This is a genomic window from Terrabacter carboxydivorans (assembly GCF_039532035.1).
Lineage (GTDB): Bacteria > Actinomycetota > Actinomycetes > Actinomycetales > Dermatophilaceae > Terrabacter > Terrabacter carboxydivorans.
In genome coordinates, this window is the sequence record NZ_BAAARE010000006.1 from 201,755 (window position 1) to 220,012 (window position 18,258).

Here is an 18,258-nt window from a genome sequence, read left to right on the forward strand (position 1 = left end):
GTGACCCGCAGACCGCGCGGAGGAGCCGGTCCCAGGGAGGAACTCATGCGTCAATCTCGTCCTGCCCTGCGTCGGGTCGCCGCGGTCACCACCGCTGCGCTCGCCGTGGGCATCACCCCTTTCGTCGCGGCCGCACCGGCCTCAGCGGCGGCCCCGACGGAGCTGTTCATCAGCGAGTACGTCGAGGGCTCGAGCAACAACAAGGCGCTCGAGATCTACAACGGCACCGGCGGCAGCGTGGACCTGTCGGCCTACAACGTGCAGGTCTATGCCAACGGACTTTCGACTGCCGGGTCCACGACGACGCTCTCAGGCACGCTGGCGTCCGGTGCGACGTACGTCTACGCCAACAGTTCGTCCGGCGCCGCGATCAAGGCCGTCGCCAACCTGTTGAGCGGTAGCGCCAACTGGAACGGCAACGACGCTGTCGTCCTGCGCAAGGGGACCGCCGTGGTGGACGTCATCGGTCAGATCGGGTTCGACCCGGGCACCGAGTGGGGCACCGGTCTCACGTCCACGATGGACAACACGCTCCGACGCAAGCCGTCCGTCACGGCGGGTGACCCGAACGGCGCCGACGCGTTCGACCCTGCCGTCCAGTGGGACGGCTTCGCCGTCGACACCTTCGACGGCCTCGGCAGCCACACCGTCGACGGCGGCCCGGCCACGGACGTCGCCCCCAGCGTCACCTCGACGACCCCCGCAGACGGCGCGTCGAACGTCGCCGTCGACGCCAGCCCGACCGTCACCTTCTCGGAGCCGGTCGACGCCGCGGCAGGGGCCTTCACGCTCTCGTGCTCGATCTCCGGGGCCAAGACCCTCGCGGTCACCGGGGGGCCCACGACCTTCACGCTCGACCCGTCGAGCAACTTCGCCCTCGGCGACGCCTGCTCCCTGACCGTCTCGGCAGCAGCGGTCACCGACCAGGACTCCATCGACCCCCCGGACCACCCCGCGAGCGACGTCACCGTGCGCTTCTCGGTGCCGGCGGCCAACCCGTGTGACGTCAGCGCCACCCCCGTCCCCGCGATCCAGGGGAGCGGTGACACCGCGGCCATCACGGGCACGGTGACGACGCGTGGCGTCGTCGTCGGCGACTACGAGGGTCCGTCACCGGCCCTGCGCGGCTTCTTCATCCAGGACCCGGAGGGCGACGGCAACCCCGCGACGTCCGACGGCATCTTCGTCTTCGAGGGCAGCAACGCCGACAGCGTCAAGCTCGGTGACCTCGTCACCGTGACGGGCAACGCCGGCGAGAACCAGGGCCAGACCCAGGTGAGCGCCAGCAGTGTCACGGTCTGCGGCACCGGCTCGGTCGCTCCGACCGAGGTCAGCTTCCCCGTCACCAGCGGGACGGCCCTCGAGCGCTACGAGGGCATGCTCGTGAAGCTCCCGCAGACGATGTCGGTGACCGAGCACTTCCAGCTCGGTCGCTTCGGACAGGTCACCCTCTCCCAGGGCGGCCGGCTCGAGCAGCCCACCAACGTCGTGGCGCCGGGTGCCCCGGCCGCGGCGCTGCAGGCCTCCAACAACCTGCGCAAGATCATCCTCGACGACACCACGCAGGCGCAGAACGTCGACCCGATCGTGTTCGGCCGCGGCGGTCAGCCGCTGACGGCGTCCAACACGCTGCGCGGTGGCGACACGGTCACCGGTCTCACGGGCGTCCTCAACTGGACGTGGGGCGGCAACGCCTCCAGCGCCAACGCCTACCGCATCCGCCCGGTCTCTCCCGCTGCCACGGTCGACTTCCGGCCCGCCAACGCCCGGCCCTCGGGCCCGCCCGCGGTCGGAGGTGACACCCGCGTCGTCGGGATGAACCTGCTCAACTTCTTCAACACCCTCGACACGACCGGCAACAACTGCCGTGGCGGCCTGACCGGCTCGGTCATGGACTGCCGCGGCGCCAACACCGCCACGGAGTTCGACCGCCAGTGGCGCAAGACCGTCGCTGCAGTCTCGGGCACGGAGGCCGACGTCATCGCCTTCATGGAGATGGAGAACGACGGCTACGGCCCCGGCAGCGCCGAGCAGTTCCTCGTCGGCAAGCTCAACGAGAAGGACGGCGCGGGCACGTGGGCGTTCATCGACGCCGACGCCCGCACCGGGCAGCCGGACGCGATGGGCAACGACGCGATCAAGGTCGGCATGCTCTACAAGCCGGACGCCGTCACGCCCGTCGGGACGACCGCAGCCCTCAACGGCACCGACTTCGTCAACGGTGGGGACTCGGGCCCGCGCAACCGCCCCTCGCTCGCGCAGGCGTTCCGCGACAACTCGAGCGGCGGCACGTTCATCGCTGTCGCCAACCACCTCAAGAGCAAGGGCAGCGCCTGCGACGTCCCCGACGCCGGCGACGGCCAGGGCAACTGCAACGCGGTCCGCGTCCGGTCGGCCAAGCTCCTTGCGAGCTGGCTGGCGAGCGACCCCACGGGCACCGGTGACCCCGACGTCCTCATCCTCGGCGACATGAACTCCTACGCCAAGGAGGACCCGATCACGACGCTCGAGGGGGCCGGCTTCGCCAACCTCATCGAGCAGCGGAACGGGCGCGAGGCGTACTCCTACGCCTTCGACGGGCAGTGGGGCTACCTCGACCACGCGCTCGGGTCGGCGTCGATCAACAGCCAGGTGACGGGGGTCGGCGACTGGCACGTCAACGCCGACGAGCCCTCGATCCTCGACTACAACACCGAGTTCAAGACGCCGGCACAGGTCACCAGCCTCTACGCGCCCGACCAGTTCCGGATCTCCGACCACGACCCCGTGGTCGTCGGACTGAACCTGACGAACGCGGCTCCGGTCGTCGGTGCGGTCACCGGACCGTCCACGGCCACCTCGGTCGGCTCGCCGGTGGCGGTGAGCGCGCCGTTCACCGACGCCGACCCGCTCGACACCCACACGGCCTCGATCGCGTGGGGCGACGGCAGCACCACGGCCGCCTCCGTGACCGCGGGCACCGTCAACGGCGACCACGTCTACTCGGCAGCCGGGGTCTACACCGTCACCGTGACGGTCACCGACCAGTGGGGCAACACGGGCACGGGCTCCACCACCGTGGTCGTCTACGACCGCGCGGCCGGGTTCCTCACGGGCGGAGGCTGGTTCACCTCGCCCACGGGTTCGGTGGCCGGTGACCCGTCCGCCACCGGCAAGGCGCAGTTCCAGCTGTCGGCGAAGTACGAGTCCGGTGCGAGCCGGCCGGACGGCGCGTTCACCCTGGCGACCCCGGGTCTGACGCTCGCGTCCACCGCTCTCGACTGGCTCGTCGTCGCCGGTGACACGGCCCGCCTCGCGGGCCAGGCCACCGTCGACGGCACGCCCGGCTACCGCTTCGAGGTGACCGCTCGCGACTCGGCGACCGACACGATCCGCGTCGTCGTCCGTGACGCGTCCGGGACGGTCGTCTACGACGGCGGCACCCAGCGGGTCCAGGGACAGGTCAAGCTGCACTGACGCGCTCCTGACGACGCACGACGGACCGGCGTCCGGTGGGGTGGTCACCCCGCCGGACGCCGGTCCTCGTGCTGCGCCACGGGCGACCGCCGGCCCGGGCCGGTCCCGTCCGACCCCGTGGTCGCGGACCGAGGTCCGTAGACTTCGCGGAATGCAGCAGCCCCCGATTGCCCGGCGCGAGCCGACCACCCGCGAGCACCACGGCGACCGCTTCGAGGACCCCTACGCCTGGATGGCCGACCGCGACTCGGAGGAGCTGCGCGAGCTGCTGGTGGGCGAGAACGCCTACGCCACCGAGCGCACCGAGCACCTGCGGCCGCTGGCCGACCAGGTCTTCGAGGAGTTCCGGTCGCGCATCGAGGAGACCGACCTCTCGGTGCCGGTGCGCCACGACCGCTGGTGGTACTACTCGCGCACCGTCGAGGGCGAGCAGTACGCCGTCGAGGCCCGGGTCCGCGTCAGCGACCACCCGGCGCGCCCGGCCCTGGAGGCCGGACGTCCGCCCGCAGGTGAGCAGGTCCTCCTCGACCAGAACGTGGAGGGCCGCGGCCACGAGTTCTTCGCCGTGGGGGCCAGCGAGGTCTCGCCGTCGGGTGACCTGCTGGCGTATGCCGTCGACGTCGTCGGCGACGAGCGCTACGACGTGTGCGTGCGCCGGATCGAGGACGCCTCGGTCCTCGACGACTCCGTCCGTCGCACCGGCGGTTCCCTGGCGTGGTCTCTCGACGCCAGGCACTTCTTCTACACCCGGGTCGACGAGGCCTGGCGCCCGCACCAGGTCTGGCGGCACGAGGTGGGCACCCCCGCCGACGCCGACGTCCTCGTCCACGAGGAGACCGACGAGCGCTTCTTCGTCGGCGTGGGCACCTCGCGCGACGACCGGCTCGTGCTCATCGCCATCGGGTCCAAGACCACGAGCGAGTTCCGGATCCTCGACGCCGACGACGCACTGGGCACCCCTCGGGTCGTGGCCGAGCGCCGTCAGGGGGTCGAGTACGACATCGAGCCGTTCGGCGACCAGCTGCTCGTGACCCACAACGCGAACCGGGTGAACTTCGAGCTCGCCCTCGCCCCCGTCTCGAGCACGACGGCAGACGACTGGGTGCCGCTGGACGTCACCACCGAAGACGAGTACGTCACGGGCGCAGAGGGATTCGACGACTTCATCGCCGTGTCGCTCCGTCGCGAGGGTGGCACCGGGGTGCGGGTGGTCCTCCGGGACCCCGACGCCCCGAACGGGCTGGGGGAGGCCCACGACGTCGCGGTCGGCGAGCCGATCGGCACCCTGCACGTCGGCGTCAACCCCGAGGCGTCGACCCCGACGCTGCAGGTGGTGCACGAGTCGCTCGTCACTCCCCGCACGGTGCAGGACTATGACGTCCGCTCACGCACCTTCACCCTGCTCAAGCAGCAGCACGTGCGCGGCGACGTCGACCTCGGCAGCTATGTCCAGCGGCGCGAGTGGGCCACGGCCGCCGACGGCACGCGGATCCCGATCTCGGTCGTCCACCGGCACGACGTGACGGCCGACGGCACCGCACCCGGACTCCTCAACGCCTACGGCTCCTACGGCATCTCCAGCGACCCGTGGTTCTCCGTGCTGCGCCTGTCGCTGCTCGACCGCGGCTGGGTCTTCGCCATCGCCCACGTGCGGGGCGGCTCCGAGATGGGCCGCTCCTGGTACGACGACGGCAAGCTCGAGGCCAAGCCCAACACCTTCACCGACTTCGTCGCGTGCGCTGACCACCTGGTCGACTCCGGCATCGTGGCTCCGGACAGGCTTGCGGCAGAAGGCGGTTCGGCGGGCGGACTGCTCATGGGTGCGGTCGTCAACCTCGCCCCGGGGCGCTTCCGCTTCGTCCACGCCCAGGTGCCGTTCGTCGACGCCCTGACGACGGTCCTCGACCCGAGCCTCCCGCTCACGGTCGTCGAGTGGGAGGAGTGGGGCAACCCGCTCGAGGACGCTGCGGCATACGCCCTCATGAAGTCCTACACGCCCTACGAGAACGTCCGTCCGTCACGCCACCCGAGCCTGCTCGTCACGGCCGGCCTCGACGACACCCGTGTCTACGTCACCGAGCCGGCCAAGTGGGTGGCCGCGCTCCGTCACGCCGACCTCGGGATGGACGAGCCGGCGCAGATCCTCTTCCGCACCGAGATGGCCGCTGGTCACGGCGGACGCTCGGGTCGCTACGACCTGTGGCACCAGTGGGCCTGGGAGACGGCCGTGCTCATCGACCAGACGTCGTGAGCCGGCCGCCCCGCCGCGGCGGTCCCGGTCAGGAGCCGTAGATCGCGGTCACCCACTCCGGGTGGTCGACGAACGGGTTGCGGTTGTGCTGCCACGTGTCGAAGATGACCTGGTTCCGGCGCTTCTCGAACGCGTCGGGCGGGTCCTGGAGATTCCACTGCTTGAGCACCGAGATCCGGCCGATGGCGGGGGCGGTGCCGTTGCCGACGAGGTCGTCGGGCTCGAGGTCCGCGAAGCCGTCGCCGCCGTCCCAGCGGACCGCCATGTAGAAGATCATCCGCGCCACGTCGCCCTTGACCGCGTCGCGTGGCTCGAACGAGTCGCTGTCGCTCAGGCAGCCGGTGCACTGGGCCACCGGCGAGCCGCCCTTGTCGAAGTCGAGGTTGCCGCGGGTGCTGTTGACGGTGACGTCCTCGGGACGCAGGTGGTGCACGTCGGTGCCGGGGCCGTTGACCGTGCCGAAGTCGCCGTGGCTCTTGGCCCAGACGTGCTCGCGGTTCCACTGGTCGACGCCGCCGCCGTTGTCGGACTTGGCGATCGAGCGGCCCGAGTAGACCTCGATGACGTTGTTCGCGTTGGCAGGGTCCTGGTCGGTGTCCTTCAGCGCGGTCCAGACCTGGTCGTAGGTCAGGGTGGTGACGCCGCTGGAGATGATCCGGTGCAGCTCGGTGTGCAGCGCCGTGCCGGTCTTGCCGATCGCCGACGCGTAGTAGGTCGAGTCGTACGGGCTCGTCGTCCCGGTCGGGCTCGGGCTCGTGGTGGTGCTCGTCGGGCTGGTGGTCGTGCTCGACGTGCCGCTGAAGGCGAAGGCGCTCGTGGACGTCATCCCGGGGTGGGAGAAGTACGCCGAGAGGGCGCCCGTCACGTCGATCTGGCGACCCATGAGCGAGGGGTTGCTCTGCAGGCCCCACGAGGACCGGAACGCGGAGGGGATCTGGACGTAGAGCATCCTGCTCGTCGAGGTCTCGGTGGCCGAGTCGGCGACGGCGAGGGCGTAGTCGTTGGGGAAGCCGGAGCGGACCACGGTGCTCGTGGCCGTGGGCTGGCCCACGACGTAGCCGCGGACGGTGGCGCTCTGCCCGGTCTGGGAGGCGACCGCCTGCGCGACGGTGAGGGGGGCGGCGGCGGCGAGGGCCGGAGCTGCGGCACGCGGGAGAGGCAGTGCTCCTGCAGCGGGGGATCCGGCCGCGCTGGTGAGCGCGAGGCTGGGCGGGACGAGGGCGAAGGCCAGTCCGGTGAGGACGGCGGCGATGCGGCGCCGGGGGAGGACGACGGGCACGGGTGCTCCTGTGGGGGCGGGGGTCGGGTGGACCCTGACGGGTCGAGGCCCGCGTCGCCCGGGCGGGCGACGGCTCAACGAGCGTGGCGGACCCGTCGTGGAGTCCGGGTCAGTCGTTGGTCTCACCTTCGTCAGGGCGGCCCCAAGATTCGGCAGGACGGCCGGCCGGCCGGTCGTAGGTGCTCCCGGACCCTGAGACCGTGGTCCGGGCCCTGCACGGCGCCTTCTAGACTGGTGACCCATGATGTCCTCCCTCGACCTGCGCGGCCGCACGCTCGACGTGCGCTTCCTGCGCCGGGCCCTTCCGCGAGCCGAGTTCGACGTCACGGCCGCCCTCGAGCAGGTGCGGCCGATCTGCGAGGACGTCGAGCATCGCGGTGCCGCCGCGCTGCGTGATCTCGGGGAGCGCTTCGACGGCGTCCGGCCCACCCACCTGCGCGTCCCGCGTGCGCTGCTGCAGTCCGCCCTCGACCAGCTCGACCCCGACCTGCGCGCGGCGCTCGAGGAGTCGATCCGTCGGGCCCGCATCGTGCACGCCGACCAGCGCCGCACCGACACGAGCACGCAGGTCGTGCCCGGCGGCACCGTCACCGAGCGGTGGGTGCCGGTCGACCGCGTGGGCCTCTACGTGCCGGGCGGCCTCGCGGTCTACCCGAGCAGCGTCATCATGAACGTCGTCCCGGCCCAGCTCGCCGAGGTCGGCTCCCTGGCCGTCGCCTCACCGCCGCAGCGCGAGAACGTCGGCGAGTTCGCCGGCTACCCCAACCCGACGATCCTCGCGGCGTGCGCGCTGCTCGGCGTCGACGAGGTGTATGCCGTCGGGGGCGCCCAGGCGGTTGCGATGTTCGCGCACGGCTTCGTCGACGACGACCCGCAGTGGGGCGAGGTCGACGGCGAGAAGGTCGTGTGCGACCCCGTGTCGCTCGTCACCGGTCCCGGCAACATCTGGGTCGTGGCCGCCAAGCGGCTGCTCAAGGGTCTCATCGGCATCGACGCCGAGGCCGGTCCCACCGAGATCGCCATCCTCGCCGACGACTCCGCCGACCCCGACCACGTGGCCGCCGACCTCGTCAGCCAGGCCGAGCACGACCCGCTCGCCGCCTCCGTGCTCGTGACCGACAGCGAGGAGCTCGCCGACGCGACCCGTCGCTCGCTCGCGCGGCGGGTCCCGGCCACGAAGCACTCCGAGCGCGTCACCGAGGCCCTCGAGGGCACGCAGTCGCGCATCGTCCTCGTCGACGACGTCGACGCGGGCCTCGACGTCGTCAACGCGTATGCCGCGGAGCACCTCGAGATCCAGACTCGCGACGCCGCCGACGTGGCCGCACGGGTGCGCAACGCCGGCGCCGTCTTCGTCGGTCCGCACAGCCCGGTCAGCCTCGGCGACTACGCCGCCGGCTCGAACCACGTGCTGCCCACCGCCGGGTGCGCCTGCCACAGCAGCGGCCTGTCGGTCCAGTCGTTCCTGCGTGGCATCCACGTCGTCGACTACGACGAGCCGGCCCTGCGCGGCGTCGCGCGTCACGTGGTGACGCTGGCGCAGGCCGAGGACCTCCCGGCCCACGGCGAGGCCGTGACGGCGCGCTTCGGCGACGAGGTGCCCTCGTGACCGATGCCCAGTCCGAGTCCGAGTCGGGCTCCCAGCCGGGTTCCCGCGCGGCGAACGAATCCCCGTCCGGGGCCGGGCGCCCCAGGGCGGCGGAGGAGGTGCAGCGGCTGCTGCGCCCCGACCTGCGTGGTCGCACGCCCTACGGCGCCCCGCAGCTGGACGTGCCCGTGCGCCTCAACACCAACGAGAACTCCTACCCGGTGCCGCAGGTCGTCGTCGACGCCGTCCTCGCGGTGCTCGCCGAGGACGTGGCGTTGCTCAACCGCTACCCCGACCGCGAGTTCACCGACCTGCGCAAGGCGCTGACGGCATACCTCGAGAAGCAGTCGGGGGTGTCGGTCACCCCTGAGCAGGTCTGGGCGGGCAACGGCTCCAACGAGGTGCTCTCGCACATCGTGCAGGCCTTCGGCGGCCACGGCAGGGTGGCGCTCGGCTTCACCCCGAGCTACTCGATGCACCCCATCATCAGCGAGACCAACGGCATGACGTGGGTCGACGGGCTGCGTTCCGCCGCAACCGAACCCGATGCGTTCGACCTCACGCCCGAGTCGGCGGCGGCGCAGGCGCGACAGCACGACCCGTCGATCGTCTTCCTCTGCTCGCCCAACAACCCCACGGGCACGGCGCTGCCGTTCGAGGTCATCGGCGCAGTCCTCGACGCGGCGCCGAACGCGCTCGTCGTCGTCGACGAGGCCTACGCCGAGTTCGCCCGTCCCGGCACGCGGTCCGCGCTCACGCTGCTGGCCGACCACCCGCGGCTCGTCGTGACGCGCACCATGAGCAAGGCGTTCGCCTTCGCCGGTGGTCGCCTGGGCTACCTCGTCGCGGCCCCCGAGCTGGTCGACGCGCTGCGCCTCGTGCGGCTGCCCTACCACCTGAGCAGCCCCACCCAGACGATCGCCCGCATCGCCCTCGAGCACGCCGACGTCATGCTCGGCGCGGTCGAGGTCATCAAGCACCAGCGCGACCGCATCGTCGACCGCCTCACCGAGCTCGGGGCCCGTCCCGTCGCCAGCGACAGCAACTTCGTCCTCTTCGGTGGGCTGCGCGACGAGAAGGCCACGTGGCAGGCCCTGCTCGACGAGGGCGTGCTCGTGCGTGACATGGGCATCGCCCACCACCTGCGCGTCACGGCGGGCGACCCCGACGAGACGAGCGCGTTCCTCGAGGCCATGACCCGTCTCGCCCCGACCCACGTGTCCTCCGACAACGCCGACCGGCAGGAGCCCACCGCATGAGCCGCACCGCGACGATCACCCGCGCGACGTCCGAGTCGTCCGTCGAGCTGACGCTCGACCTCGACGGCACCGGCACGTCCGACATCTCCACGGGCGTCCCGTTCTACGACCACATGCTGCACTCGCTGAGCAAGCACTCGCTCATCGACCTCACCGTCAAGGCGACGGGTGACGTCGACGTCGACGTGCACCACACGGTCGAGGACACCGCGATCGTCCTCGGACAGGCCCTGCGTGAGGCGCTCGGCGACAAGTCCGGCATCGCGCGCTTCGGCGACGCCACGGTCCCGCTCGACGAGGCGCTGTGCCACGCGGTCGTCGACGTGGCCGGTCGACCGTACGTCGTGCACGAGGGCGAGCCCGAGGGGCAGCAGTACGCCCTCATCGGCGGCCACTTCACCGGCTCCATGACCCGCCACGTCCTCGAGTCGTTCGCCTACAACGCCGGGCTGTGCCTGCACGTGCGGGTCCTGGCCGGCCGCGACCCCCACCACATCGTCGAGGCGCAGTTCAAGGCGGTCGCGCGGGCTCTGCGCGCCGCCGTGGCACTCGACCCCCGGGTGGTCGGTGTCCCCAGCGCCAAGGGAGCGCTCTGACGATGGCGGCACGTCGATGACCGCCGACGTCGTCGTCCTCGACTACGGCAGCGGCAACGTCCGGTCGGCCGTGCGCGCCCTCGAACGCGTCGGCGCGACGGTCACCCTCACGGACGACCCGCACCGCGCCCTCGAGTGCGACGGCCTCTTCGTGCCCGGGGTCGGCAACTTCCACGCCTGCATGGCCGGGCTCGCCGCAGCGCACGGGCCGCGCATCATCGGCCGTCGCATCAGTGGCGGACGGGCGGTGCTCGGCGTGTGCGTCGGCATGCAGGTGCTCTTCGACGGCTCGACCGAGCCGTCCGAGCACCCCCTCGACGGGCTCGCGGAGTGGCCCGGCACCGTCGAGCGGCTGCCGGCCGACATCGTGCCCCACATGGGGTGGTCGGAGGTCGAGGTCCCGGACGGGTCGAGCCTCTTCGCCGGTGTCGAGCACGAGCGCTTCTACTTCGTCCACTCGTATGCCGTGCAGGCCTGGACGCTCGAGGCCACCGGAGCGTTCGTCCGCGTCGCCCCCCGTGTCACGTGGGCGCGTCACGGTGCGAAGTTCGTCGCCGCCGTCGAGAATGGCCCTCTGAGCGCGACGCAGTTCCACCCCGAGAAGTCCGGCGACGCCGGGCTGCACCTGCTCGAGAACTGGGTCCGCAGCCTGTGACCGTGCCGTGCCCCACCGCCCCGACGGGCGGACCGGGGCCGGCACCGACGAGGAGGGGACCGTGGCGACGAGGAAGTCGGCGAGCAGCCGGAGCACGAAGGGCACGACGACCCGGGCCCGCAGCAGCGCGAGCCGCACGACCACGGCCGGCACCCGGCGGCGCACGTCGTCCGGTTCGCTCTACCCGCGTCGACGGGCCAGCCGGCCCGGGCTGCCGACCACCGTCGGCACGGCCCTCGGCACGCTCGTCGTGACGACCCTGCTCGACCTGTCCTGGCCCGTGCGCATCGCGCTCATCGTCGTCGTCCTCGTCGTCGGTCTGGCCTACGTCCTGTGGAGGCACCGGGCCGAGATCGCGGCAGCCGCCGCGCAGGGTGCGCCGGGCCCGACATCGACACCGGCGCCCGACGCGCCGGGGGACGCGACGCCGCCACCCGCCCGGGGCTGAGGGGCGGACCCGCGTCGGGTCAGCCGACGCCCCAGAGGCGCGCCACGTGGGCCGCGCCCGTGCCGCAGCAGCCGCCGACCACCGCCAGGTCCGGCAGCAGGGGCGCGACCGTCGCGTGACCCGCCGCGATCCGGTCGAGGTCGCCGGCGTCGAGGTCCTCGGCCTCGTCCAGCTCGCCATGACTGCGCGTCGACGCGTTGTAGCGCACGCCGAGCAGCCTGGTGCGCCAGTCGGCCCCGTCCCCGTCCTCGTCCCCGTCGGCGGACGCCGGGAGCGCGGCCATCACGTGCTCGGGGTGGGCACAGTTGACGAGGAAGTAGTCCGGCGCCCCGTGCCGATCGACCTCGCCGACGGCGTCGGCCAGCGTCGTCCCGTCCGGGAGGCGGCCGTCGACCTCCACGGTGAACGAGATCGCCGCCGGGAGCCCGTGGGCCCGGCACGCGCGCACGATCCCGACGGCCTCGCCCGTGGTGGTCAGCGTGTAGGCCCCGACGAGGTCGGCACCCGCAGCGGCGAAGGCGGCCACCTGGGGAGCGTGGTAGTCCGCGGCCTCGTCGGCACTCGGCGCGCCGGCGCTGTCGTAGCCGTCGCCCCGAGGACCGACCGTGCCGCTCACGACCACATCGGTCAGACCGAGCTCGGCGGCATACCTGCCCCGGAGCGCGCACAGCAGGTCGACGGCCAGGGCGTCGGCGCGGACCAGGTCGGCAGGGAGTGGCCGAGGCGGGCGCCCCAGTCGGGGTTGGCCCGCCAGGTCGGCGCCTCGAGGAGCAGGCCGGCGCCGGCCCGCGCGGCGATGGCCGCGAAGGCGTCGTAGTAGTCGGTGAGCAGTCGACGCCCCGCGTCGTCGCCCAGCAGGGGATAGGCGGCGAACTCGGGCAGGTCGACTCGGTGCCGGAAGATCAGCTCGGTCTCGAGGCCGCCGTCCGTCACCATCTGGCGGCCGGACAGCTGCGGCAGTGCGTCCATCGTCGGTCTCCGGGGTCGGCGGTCGTCTGACACCTCCCGGTGTAGCAGCGCCGCCGGCCCGATACGGCTGAAGGCGCGAATCCCGGCGGCCTCCCCGAGCTGCGGCCGGTTACGTCCGGAGCGGGTCTGGGTGCGTGCCGCCCAGGACGTGGCCCGATGGACCGGCTGACCCCGTGCCCACGGCATACTCGGATGTCCACACCGACCACCGAGGAGCCCGGACTCGATGACCACGCCCACCGACCAGCCCCGCCTCGAGCTGCTGCCCGCCGTCGACATCGCTGGTGGCCGCGCCGTCCAGCTCGTGCAGGGCGTCGCCGGCAGCGGCGGCGAGTTCGGCGACCCGTGGGAGGCCGCGCTGCGCTGGCAGGAGCAGGGCGCCGAGTGGATCCATCTGGTCGACCTCGACGCCGCGTTCGGTCGTGGGAGCAACCGCGAGCTGATCGCCTCGATCGTCGGGCGCCTCGACCTGCAGGTCGAGCTCTCCGGCGGCATCCGAGACTCCGAGTCCCTCGAGGCCGCTCTGGCGACGGGCTGTCGCCGGGTCAACATCGGCACGGCCGCCCTCGAGGACCCGGAGTGGACGGCCTCGATCATCGCCGCCCACGGGGACCGCGTCGCCATCGGCCTGGACGTGCGCGGCACGACCCTCGCCGCCCGGGGCTGGACCCGCGAGGGCGGTGACCTGTGGGAGACGCTGGCGCGCCTCGACGCCGAGGGCTGCGCCCGCTACGTCGTCACCGACGTCAACAAGGACGGCATGCTCCAGGGCGCCAACGTCGAGCTGCTGCGCGAGGTCTGTGCGCGCACCGACCGGCCCGTCGTGGCGAGCGGCGGCGTCTCGACGCTGCAGGACATCGCCACGATCCGCGAGCTCGTCGGTGAGGGTGTCGAGGGCGCCATCGTCGGGTCCGCGCTCTATCGCGGCGCCTTCACCCTTCCCGAGGCGCTCGACGTCGCCGGGCGACCCGGCGCATGACCGCCCCGACGCCGACTGGGGGCCACCAGGACGAGCACGGCCGGCCGGCGGACTCCGCCGGCCAGGCATGGGAGGGCAAGTCGATCCCGTCCCACGGCTTCTCGGGCGACGAGGGGGGGGCCGACGCAAACCTGTTAATGGCCCTCGCCGCGGCCCAGGAGGCGCCGGGGGACGACACGGAGGTGTCCCTGCTGCAGCTCGTCGCCGGCGCCCGGTGGCTCGTGCCCGTGGTCGCCGTGGCCGCGGAGGTCGACGAGTCCGGCCCCCACGCCGTCGACACCCGGAGCGACATGGCCGCCGTGACGCTGACCGCGCCCGACGGCTCACGCGCCCTGCCGATGTTCACCTCCCTCGAGAGCCTGGCCGCGTGGGACTCGAGCGCCCGCCCGGTGCCCGTGCGGGCGGCCGCGGCCGCGCAGGCCGCGATCAGCGAGGAGTGCCAGGTGCTCGTCGTCGACGTCGCCTCACCGCACGCCACCGTGCTGCGGCCGAGCATGCTGTGGGCCCTCGCGCAGGAGCGGGCCTGGGAGCCGAGCCACCGCGACGCCCATGTGCAGGCGGCGGTCCGTGCTGCCGTGGAGGCCGAGCCGCAGGTCTCGACGCACCGCGTGGAGGCCGGTGAGCCCGCCGGAGCCGGCGTCCTGCGGGTCGTGCTCGCGCTCGAGCCCGGTCTCGACGCCGACCAGGTCGGAGCCGTCGCCACCCGGATCGGCGAGCGCATCGCGACCGACGGCGAGACCCGTGCGAGGATCGATGCTCTGACCTTCGCGCTCGAAGCGGCGCGCTGAGCACACCACCAGCGGAGGTGCCGGACGTGGACACCACACCCCAGGCGACCCGGGAGCCCGATCTCGGGGACGACCCGACGACGGCCGGCGCCATCGGCGCTGCACCGGGAGCGGTCCCGACCGGGGACGGACACCGCAGCGGCTCGAGTGGCTCGAGCGGCGCGAGCGGATCCGGCGGTTCACGTGGTTCCGGCGGCTCGCGTGGCGCGAGCGGTGCCGGCGGTGCCGGTGGCGGTGGTCCGCTCGGGTTCATGGTCGACCCCGCCCTGGATGCGCAGCGTCGTCGCGACCTGCGCCGGATGCGGCTCGTGGCCACAGGCCTGCTCGTGCTGGCGGCCGTCGTCTACGTCCTCACCCGCGGGCACGACGACGGTGTGCTCGGCTTCGTCAACGCCGGCGCCGAGGCCTCCATGGTCGGCGCGTGCGCCGACTGGTTCGCCGTGACGGCGATCTTCCGGCACCCGTTGGGCCTGCCGATCCCACACACGGCCCTCATCCCGCGCAAGAAGGAGATGATCGGCCGAAGCCTCGAGGAGTTCGTCAGCGAGAACTTCATGCGCGAGGACATCATCCGCGAGCGGGTCCTCGACGCCGAGCCCACGCGCCGAGCCGCCGAGTGGGCGCTGACGCCGGGGCATGCCAAGCGTCTCGTGGACGAGGTCGCCACGGTCACCGTGCACGCGCTGCACCGCATCCCCGACGATGACGTGCGGGCGGTCATCGAGCAGGCTGTCCTGCCGCGCCTCGCCCAGGAGCCGGTCAGCTCCCTCGCCGGGGGGCTGCTCGACCAGGTGGTGCGCGACGACGCCCACGTCGGCCTCGTCGACCTGGCACTCGACGAGATGCGAGTGTGGCTCGTCGACAACGAGGACCTCTTCGAGTCGCTCATCACCCAGCGCGCACCGGCCTGGGTCCCCACCGCGGTCAACGACCTCGTGGCCCGCAAGATCCACGTCGAGGCCCTCAAGTGGCTCGCCGACATCCGCAACGACCCCAAGCACGACGTGCGGCTCGCGCTCGACAAGCTGCTCATCGACCTCGCCGACGACCTCCAGCACGACCCGGTCACGCAGGCCAAGGCCGAGCGGCTCAAGGAACGCGTGCTCTCGCACCCGCAGGTGGCCGACACCGCCATGTCGTTGTGGGGCTCGCTGCGTGCCGTCGTCGTCGCGGCCCTCGAGGACGAGGAGGGCCCCGTCCGGGTCCGCGCGGTCAAGGAGGTGACGGCGCTCGCCGAGCGCCTCCTCGCCGACGCCGCGCTGCGCGACCGCATCGACGCCCGCATCTGCGACGCGACGATCTACGCGATCGACCGCTACGGCACCGAGCTGACGCGGATCATCAGCGACACCGTCGACCGCTGGGACGGCAAGGAGACGGCCGAGCGGGTCGAGCTCCAGGTCGGCCGCGACCTGCAGTTCATCCGCATCAACGGCACGCTCGTCGGCGGCCTCATCGGCATGCTCATCCACGCCGTCTCGATCCTGCTGCCGTCCTGAGACCGGTCCCCGACCCGCGTCCCCGACCTGCGGGTGGGAGGACGGACACCGGCTGACATACTGCTCGTCTCGGACCATGGGGGAGTCTTGTGAGAGCTGTTCTGTATGCCGTGTGGGTGCTCTTCGTGCTCGCAGCCGCCTTCTCGCTGGTGCGGGTCGTCCGGCAGCGCCGGCGTCACGAGCAGCGCACGGCAGGCTGGCCGCGGACGACAGCGGTCGTGACCGGCTCACGGGCGGGGTGGACGAGTGGCGTCGGCAGCACGACGCGCAACCGTCGCTTCTGGCCCACCTACCGGTTCACCGACCCGAGCGGCACGACGTGCACCGGTGAGTCGCAGGTCTCGGACGTGAACGCACCGGAGCCCGGGGACGTCCTCGAGGTGGCCTACGACCCGCGGAACCCGGCGGAGTCCTTCGTCGTCTCCTCGCAGGAGCGCACGGCGATCGGCTGCCTCATCCCGTTCTTCGTCGTCTTCTCGGCCGCGCTCCTCTGGTTCGTCGCCCACTTCCCGCTGCCGTGATCGGCCCGCAGGGAGGTCGGCCGACGGTCGGCCTGCCGGACCCCGTCCTTCTCGCACCCATCCTTCGGAGCCGCCGCATGAAGCCTGTCGCCGTCCCGGCCATCCGGACGCGCAGGGTGCCGAGCGCGCCCAGCGTCCTCACCCGTGCGGCCATGGCGGTGCTCGCGTGCGCCCTGGTCCTCACCGGCTGCACGTCTCAGTCCGGACGGCCCGAGCCGGCACCCCGCTCGTCGGCTCCGGGGGCGTACTCCTTGCTCGACGAGGCCGGAGTGGCGCAGATCAGGGCGAGCCGCACGATCCGGCTCGACATGCGCTCGGGGAGGTTGGAGAAGACCTCCGTCGGCCTCGACCCCGCCGTGGGCCTCGGGCCCGACATCGACACGCGGCGCTCCGGCACGCTTCGCCTGACGATCTCAACGCCGTCGGGTGAGATCGGCGACGACACCGGCTACGTCCGCTTCGACACCACCTCCGGTCGGACCGACTTCCGGGAGGTCACCTACTTCCTGACGGCGACCTCACTGGACGAGCTCGCCCGGGTGATCCGCGACGGCGTCGACCGCTATGGCATCGATCGTGCGTCGGCCGAGCGCTGGATCGAGTCCACCGAGCTCCGCCCGAAGTCCCGCAGCAGCTTCTCCATCACGTCGGGCACGTCCACCGGCGTGTCGGTGAACTACGACGTGCGCTACGACGGGACGAAGGCCACCCAGGTCGTCATCGTCCACGTGAACCCGATCGACTAGCCGCCCAGGACACCCACGGGGCCGTGTGCCGTCATCGACGTGTGCGCCCGTCAGCTCAGCACCACGAGGGACGGCTCGGTCTCGCCGGAGACGAGGGCGACGCCGGACCGAGTCGTGACGACCGAGTCGTGACGGGCCGCGACAGGTGACGCCGCCGCGTGCACCGCGGCGCGCGTGATGCTCCCGACCCTGATCGACCTCAGGCGAGGGCGCCGAGGTTGTCGGTGATCTCGCGCAGGGTGCGGTGCAGGTCGAGCATCGCCTCCCGGGACAGCCCGCTGCGCTCGGCGATGCGCTTCGGCACGTCGCCGAGCCCGTCGAGGCGCTCGCGCCCGACACCGGTGAGCGACACCTGCACCCGCCGCTCGTCCTCGGGGTCGCGGGTCCGTCCGACGAGACCGGCGGACTCCATGCGCTTGAGCAGGGGGGAGAGCGTCCCGGAGTCGAGGTGCATCAGCTCGCCGAGCTGCCCGACGGTCAGCGGGCCGTGCTCCCCGACGGTCATCAGGGCGATGTACTGCGGGTACGAGAGCGCGTGCTCCGAGAGCAGGTCGCGGTAGACGGCGTCGAAGGCCCTCACGGTCGTGTGCATGGCGTAGCAGATCTGCCGTTCGAGGCTGAGGGCGTTCGGGGTCGGGGACTGCGGCGACGCGGGTGCTGTGGCGGACGGATTGGACGGGCTCATGACTCAAGCGTACTATCAAATTGCGCACAACTTAATTGCCAGCAATGAAGGAGCCTGATGAGCACCGCAACCCAGACCGCCCAGTACGTCGCCTCGGCCACCGCCTCCGGCCGCGAGGGACGCGCCGTCACCTCCGACGGCCGCCTCGACGTCACGCTCGCCGCCCCGCGTGAGCTCGGTGGCAGCGGCGAGGGCACCAACCCGGAGCAGCTCTTCGCCGCCGGGTATGCCGCGTGCTTCGCCAGCGCTCTCGGGCTCGTCGCCCGGGGGCGCCGGGTCGAGGACTTCGACGTCGCGGTGACCGCCGACGTCAGCCTCTCCGGGTCCTCGAGCACCGGCTTCGGCCTCGGGGTCGTGCTCCACGTCGAGCTGCCCGAGGGCATCGACCCGCAGCTCGGCCGCGAGCTCGTCGACACCGCACACCAGGTGTGCCCCTACTCCAACGCGACGCGCGGCAACATCCCGGTCGAGATCGTCGTCGACTGACTGGCGCACCGCCCGCGCCCACCCCAACTGAAATCCCCTGACACCCAAGGAGA

General features: G+C 72.3%; 17 protein-coding genes. 13 read left to right on the plus strand and 4 right to left on the minus strand.

Translation table 11 applies throughout. From position 1 onward, the window contains the following. Positions 1-45 precede the first annotated feature (45 nt). Positions 46-3,456: an ExeM/NucH family extracellular endonuclease gene (locus tag ABD297_RS08480; protein WP_344254436.1), complete on the plus strand. Its 3,411-nt coding sequence runs from the start codon at positions 46-48 to the stop codon at positions 3,454-3,456. Between the two features lie 151 nt (positions 3,457-3,607). Next, positions 3,608-5,707 carry a S9 family peptidase gene (locus ABD297_RS08485; RefSeq protein WP_344254437.1) on the plus strand — a complete coding sequence of 700 codons (2,100 nt, stop codon included), beginning with the start codon at positions 3,608-3,610 and terminating at the stop codon, positions 5,705-5,707. 28 nt (positions 5,708-5,735) lie between these two features. Here ABD297_RS08485 and ABD297_RS08490 read toward each other — a convergent pair whose 3' ends face one another. Next, positions 5,736-6,986: an endonuclease gene (locus tag ABD297_RS08490; protein ID WP_344254438.1), complete on the minus strand. Its 1,251-nt coding sequence runs from the start codon at positions 6,984-6,986 to the stop codon at positions 5,736-5,738. Between the two features lie 241 nt (positions 6,987-7,227). Here ABD297_RS08490 and hisD point away from each other — a divergent pair, with 241 nt between their 5' ends. The 5 genes from hisD (at position 7,228) to ABD297_RS08515 (ending at position 11,532) form a co-directional block, all read left to right on the plus strand. Then, positions 7,228-8,595 (plus strand): histidinol dehydrogenase, encoded by a 1,368-nt coding sequence (gene hisD / locus ABD297_RS08495; protein WP_344254439.1) that lies wholly within the window; start codon positions 7,228-7,230, stop codon positions 8,593-8,595. 98 nt (positions 8,596-8,693) lie between these two features. Further along, positions 8,694-9,833 carry a histidinol-phosphate transaminase gene (locus tag ABD297_RS08500; RefSeq protein WP_344254474.1) on the plus strand — a complete coding sequence of 380 codons (1,140 nt, stop codon included), beginning with the start codon at positions 8,694-8,696 and terminating at the stop codon, positions 9,831-9,833. Continuing rightward, a complete protein-coding gene (gene hisB, locus ABD297_RS08505) occupies positions 9,830-10,429 on the plus strand; it encodes an imidazoleglycerol-phosphate dehydratase HisB (protein WP_344254440.1) in 600 nt (199 codons plus the stop codon). Before ABD297_RS08500 ends, hisB begins: the two co-directional genes overlap by 4 nt. A gap of 16 nt (positions 10,430-10,445) precedes the next feature. Next, the gene (gene hisH, locus ABD297_RS08510; protein WP_344254441.1) at positions 10,446-11,084 is read left to right on the plus strand and encodes an imidazole glycerol phosphate synthase subunit HisH; all 639 of its coding nucleotides are present in this window, start codon (positions 10,446-10,448) and stop codon (positions 11,082-11,084) included. A gap of 61 nt (positions 11,085-11,145) precedes the next feature. Then, on the plus strand, positions 11,146-11,532 hold the full coding sequence (locus tag ABD297_RS08515; RefSeq protein ID WP_344254442.1) for a hypothetical protein: 387 nt from the start codon (positions 11,146-11,148) through the stop codon (positions 11,530-11,532). A 19-nt stretch (positions 11,533-11,551) separates the two neighbouring features. Here ABD297_RS08515 and ABD297_RS08520 read toward each other — a convergent pair whose 3' ends face one another. Both ABD297_RS08520 and ABD297_RS08525 read right to left on the minus strand, forming a co-directional pair. Further along, the gene (locus tag ABD297_RS08520; RefSeq protein WP_486388994.1) at positions 11,552-12,268 is read right to left on the minus strand and encodes a homocysteine S-methyltransferase family protein; all 717 of its coding nucleotides are present in this window, start codon (positions 12,266-12,268) and stop codon (positions 11,552-11,554) included. After that, a complete protein-coding gene (locus ABD297_RS08525; protein WP_344254444.1) occupies positions 12,160-12,501 on the minus strand; it encodes a homocysteine S-methyltransferase family protein in 342 nt (113 codons plus the stop codon). Before ABD297_RS08525 ends, ABD297_RS08520 begins: the two co-directional genes overlap by 109 nt. Before the next feature lie 226 nt (positions 12,502-12,727). Between ABD297_RS08525 and priA the strand changes: the two genes are divergently transcribed. The 5 genes from priA (at position 12,728) to ABD297_RS08550 (ending at position 17,034) form a co-directional block, all read left to right on the plus strand. Continuing rightward, positions 12,728-13,480 carry a bifunctional 1-(5-phosphoribosyl)-5-((5-phosphoribosylamino)methylideneamino)imidazole-4-carboxamide isomerase/phosphoribosylanthranilate isomerase PriA gene (priA, locus tag ABD297_RS08530; protein ID WP_344254445.1) on the plus strand — a complete coding sequence of 251 codons (753 nt, stop codon included), beginning with the start codon at positions 12,728-12,730 and terminating at the stop codon, positions 13,478-13,480. Continuing rightward, positions 13,477-14,268, plus strand: a complete 792-nt coding sequence (locus ABD297_RS08535) for an SseB family protein (protein ID WP_344254446.1) — start codon at positions 13,477-13,479, stop codon at positions 14,266-14,268. Before priA ends, ABD297_RS08535 begins: the two co-directional genes overlap by 4 nt. Positions 14,269-14,294: 26 nt before the next feature. Beyond that, the gene (locus ABD297_RS08540) at positions 14,295-15,767 is read left to right on the plus strand and encodes a DUF445 domain-containing protein (protein WP_344254447.1); all 1,473 of its coding nucleotides are present in this window, start codon (positions 14,295-14,297) and stop codon (positions 15,765-15,767) included. A gap of 89 nt (positions 15,768-15,856) precedes the next feature. Beyond that, positions 15,857-16,288: a DUF3592 domain-containing protein gene (locus tag ABD297_RS08545; RefSeq protein WP_344254448.1), complete on the plus strand. Its 432-nt coding sequence runs from the start codon at positions 15,857-15,859 to the stop codon at positions 16,286-16,288. Between the two features lie 77 nt (positions 16,289-16,365). Then, positions 16,366-17,034, plus strand: coding sequence for a hypothetical protein (locus ABD297_RS08550; RefSeq protein ID WP_344254449.1), 669 nt, complete (start codon positions 16,366-16,368; stop codon positions 17,032-17,034). A 199-nt stretch (positions 17,035-17,233) separates the two neighbouring features. On the opposite strand, the gene ABD297_RS08555 is transcribed toward ABD297_RS08550, so the two are convergent. Continuing rightward, positions 17,234-17,719 (minus strand): MarR family winged helix-turn-helix transcriptional regulator, encoded by a 486-nt coding sequence (locus ABD297_RS08555; protein ID WP_344254450.1) that lies wholly within the window; start codon positions 17,717-17,719, stop codon positions 17,234-17,236. A 57-nt stretch (positions 17,720-17,776) separates the two neighbouring features. Here ABD297_RS08555 and ABD297_RS08560 point away from each other — a divergent pair, with 57 nt between their 5' ends. Then, on the plus strand, positions 17,777-18,205 hold the full coding sequence (locus tag ABD297_RS08560) for an organic hydroperoxide resistance protein (RefSeq protein WP_344254451.1): 429 nt from the start codon (positions 17,777-17,779) through the stop codon (positions 18,203-18,205). Positions 18,206-18,258 lie beyond the last annotated feature (53 nt).

What these genes read in the sequence shown, in the direction of transcription:
- ABD297_RS08480 (WP_344254436.1), top strand. Translation starts at nt 46, where the DNA reads ATGCGTCAATCTCGTCCTGCCCTGCGTCGGGTCGCCGCGGTCACCACC.
- ABD297_RS08485 (WP_344254437.1), top strand. Translation starts at nt 3,608, where the DNA reads ATGCAGCAGCCCCCGATTGCCCGGCGCGAGCCGACCACCCGCGAGCAC.
- hisD (WP_344254439.1), top strand. Translation starts at nt 7,228, where the DNA reads ATGATGTCCTCCCTCGACCTGCGCGGCCGCACGCTCGACGTGCGCTTC.
- hisB (WP_344254440.1), top strand. Translation starts at nt 9,830, where the DNA reads ATGAGCCGCACCGCGACGATCACCCGCGCGACGTCCGAGTCGTCCGTC.
- hisH (WP_344254441.1), top strand. Translation starts at nt 10,446, where the DNA reads ATGACCGCCGACGTCGTCGTCCTCGACTACGGCAGCGGCAACGTCCGG.
- ABD297_RS08525 (WP_344254444.1), bottom strand. Translation starts at nt 12,501, where the DNA reads ATGGACGCACTGCCGCAGCTGTCCGGCCGCCAGATGGTGACGGACGGC.
- priA (WP_344254445.1), top strand. Translation starts at nt 12,728, where the DNA reads ATGACCACGCCCACCGACCAGCCCCGCCTCGAGCTGCTGCCCGCCGTC.
- ABD297_RS08535 (WP_344254446.1), top strand. Translation starts at nt 13,477, where the DNA reads ATGACCGCCCCGACGCCGACTGGGGGCCACCAGGACGAGCACGGCCGG.
- ABD297_RS08550 (WP_344254449.1), top strand. Translation starts at nt 16,366, where the DNA reads ATGAAGCCTGTCGCCGTCCCGGCCATCCGGACGCGCAGGGTGCCGAGC.
- ABD297_RS08555 (WP_344254450.1), bottom strand. Translation starts at nt 17,719, where the DNA reads ATGAGCCCGTCCAATCCGTCCGCCACAGCACCCGCGTCGCCGCAGTCC.
- ABD297_RS08560 (WP_344254451.1), top strand. Translation starts at nt 17,777, where the DNA reads ATGAGCACCGCAACCCAGACCGCCCAGTACGTCGCCTCGGCCACCGCC.